The organism is Oribacterium sp., assembly GCF_057249185.1.
The window spans coordinates 1-2,455 of record NZ_DBHIGR010000237.1 but is presented as its reverse complement, the minus strand read 5'-3'; the positions used below and the strand labels follow the sequence as shown (position 1 = coordinate 2,455).

The following is a 2,455-nucleotide window of genomic DNA, read 5'->3' as shown; positions in this document are numbered from 1 at the left end:
ATGGCGTTGTATTCTACTACGGAATCCGCGCTCAACAATCGATTTGGGAATGATTTGATCAGGAAAGGATAATGAAAATGAACTTGTTTAACTTTGAATTCTTTTTCGGACTTATGGTTGGTCTCTCTTTTCTCCTCACCTTTTATATTTATTTTCGGCTTTTATACGGCGTAATAAGAAAGCGGGAAGTTCCTCAGTGGATTTATAAATTCGGGCAGGCTTTTCAGGGAAGAGTGCATATAGAATATGAAAATGCAACGAATTCCGCCGCTCTTCGGGATGCCAATTTATTTCTCTTTCTTTGGCTTTTGGTCAATGTTTTGACCTTTGCTTTTCTATACCATAAAAACGGAGACGCTCTCGCCGCTCTCTATCAATGCATGAAGATGCCATTTGCTACAATAATCGTAGCCCTAATAGTCCACCCAATCTTGCTTTTACTTAGAATGCAATTCAGTTCCTCCGAAGATGCCTATCATATCTACTCCACTACCAATGCAGTCCGAGGAGCAGCCTTTTTCTCCGTCTTCCTTCTGGCTCTTTACGTCAATATGTAGAGCTTCCGTAAAAGCCCGTGGAACATAGCGAAGCCAGAAATGAACGATTGTATTGGCTAAGCATACAAACCGTCGACTATTCGTTATGGGAAAAGCATTAATATCCTACTTCAGCCAATATAAAGGGAAGCATAACTCCTCCAAGAATCATCCAAGCGGCAAGGTTAATGCCTAAAATGGCGAAGAAAAACATAGCTATAGAATTCCCTTTTCGAATCTGTACGGTAAAGTTGCTCAAATCCACCGGCTGTTTGAAGAGAAAATTTACGATAGACGCCTCCAGCCTGTCTCTCACGCTGCTTTCTCCATCTAAAGAAAGGGTATAATTTCCCTCTTCTTCTACCTGAAAATGATAAAGCTCCATTCTTCCTTTATCAAAGCTAGTGACTGACATATGCATAAGACTGGGAGAAAGGTACAGCTTTTCCCCGGTCTCTGCTCTACTTAACTGAAAGCCGATATTTCCGATAGGAGTTTTTTTGAAACGCCTTCCGCTAAGCCAAATCCCGTAATTTCCCTGAGGAAGATGAACGCTTCCCTCTTCCTCTGTGCAGGGCATTTCAAAGAATAGCTCTGCCTTCGCAAAACGGATTGTTTTTCTAATGCTGAAAATCAATAATGCAATCCCCATGGGGATCAATAAAAAACATAAATTTCTCATTTTGTCTCTCTTCCTAAAATGCTATCTTTATTATCTTTCTTTAAGAATGCATACTCTCTTTGCTTAAGAATGCGTCATTTCTCTACTTGGGAACGGGATAATGTCTTTCTCTAAGAATGCATAATGTCTTTGTTTAAGAATGCACAATGTCTTTGTTTAAGAACGCATAAATAATATAAACATTAATCCCAAGATAACAGAAATTGCAGTGATTATCGATAAGATTTTCCCCCTATTCCAATATCGTACCGTAATATACAAACCATCCAAAATATCAAAGCCAGGAATCCACTGGAAAATAAAATGCAAGATACATTGTCCGACTTTCCATCCCTTTTGCTTTCTGCTAAATAAAATCAAGCAAATGGCATAGCTAAGCCCTGCTAATCCCGCCATAAAAGACATGCCGAGGAAAAGCGGTGCTACTACCAAGCTCAAAGCGAAGAAAAAAGGAGCAATGAATAGAGTCGCCGGCAGTACCAGCAGCACAAAGGAAAGCCCTATTCCTCCAAGTAAAACCACAAGAAAGATGGCCAGCAAAATCAGTACGGCAGGCAGGGAGCTGTATTTAAAGAAAAGGAAAGCCTTTATGCACTGCTCACTATCCTCTCTTTTAAAGATTTTAAAAACCCCCACAATCTGAGTGATTAAAAGACCGGTAAACACAAGGGCGAATAGGATATTCAAGAGGACGAAAAGTTGCAAACTGAATATGGGGCTTGCCGGAAGCAGAAGTATAAAAGCGATCCAAGCATATAATACAAAAATATGAAAGATTCTGAGAATCCATGAAAAATGTTTCATAAGCTTACCTCTAGCTTTCCGATGTCTTAATGATTTCTATTTTCGGTCTGGAAATCTTAGGCATATACTCTCCTGCTTAGACAACCTGCTACTCTTCCTTTTGTTTTATTATGTTCCTCAACAGATAAAATTTTATTTCTCAAAAAACATCCTAATATTTTCTCTTTCGAAAAGCAATAAAATAAGCCTTCCTTCCGAGAATTAGCATGGACAAAATAGCTGAAAGTGTTAAGCTACTATTAGTTAAATGAGGCTAATACCATGTTACTTGTTATATCATTATCTTATCTCATTATGTTTTATTCCTATTGTTGTGTAGCTCATACGGTATGTACTCAGTAGCAGAACCAGAGCTACATCGGTGAAAAATTTTAGCGGGGTGCGTGTAATGAAATACAAAGGAATCTATTTTAGCTTATTCAGTTTATTTCTG

At 38.6% G+C, this 2,455-nt stretch carries 3 protein-coding genes; 1 reads left to right on the top strand and 2 read right to left on the bottom strand.

Annotated features, from left to right (window positions below):
- Window positions 1-71 precede the first annotated feature (71 nt).
- Window positions 72-557 carry a hypothetical protein gene (locus tag ACO4PX_RS09895; protein ID WP_485572531.1) on the top strand — a complete coding sequence of 162 codons (486 nt, stop codon included), beginning with the start codon at window positions 72-74 and terminating at the stop codon, window positions 555-557.
- A 97-nt stretch (window positions 558-654) separates the two neighbouring features.
- Here ACO4PX_RS09895 and ACO4PX_RS09890 read toward each other — a convergent pair whose 3' ends face one another.
- The gene (locus ACO4PX_RS09890; RefSeq protein ID WP_485572529.1) at window positions 655-1,218 is read right to left on the bottom strand and encodes a hypothetical protein; all 564 of its coding nucleotides are present in this window, start codon (window positions 1,216-1,218) and stop codon (window positions 655-657) included.
- A 156-nt stretch (window positions 1,219-1,374) separates the two neighbouring features.
- Window positions 1,375-1,923, bottom strand: a complete 549-nt coding sequence (locus ACO4PX_RS09885; protein ID WP_485572527.1) for a DUF6652 family protein — start codon at window positions 1,921-1,923, stop codon at window positions 1,375-1,377.
- Between the last annotated feature and the right edge of the window lie 532 nt (window positions 1,924-2,455).

Coding starts and splice junctions, on each gene's coding strand:
- ACO4PX_RS09890 (WP_485572529.1), bottom strand. CDS start 1,218: ATGAGAAATTTATGTTTTTTATTGATCCCCATGGGGATTGCATTATTG.
- ACO4PX_RS09895 (WP_485572531.1), top strand. CDS start 72: ATGAAAATGAACTTGTTTAACTTTGAATTCTTTTTCGGACTTATGGTT.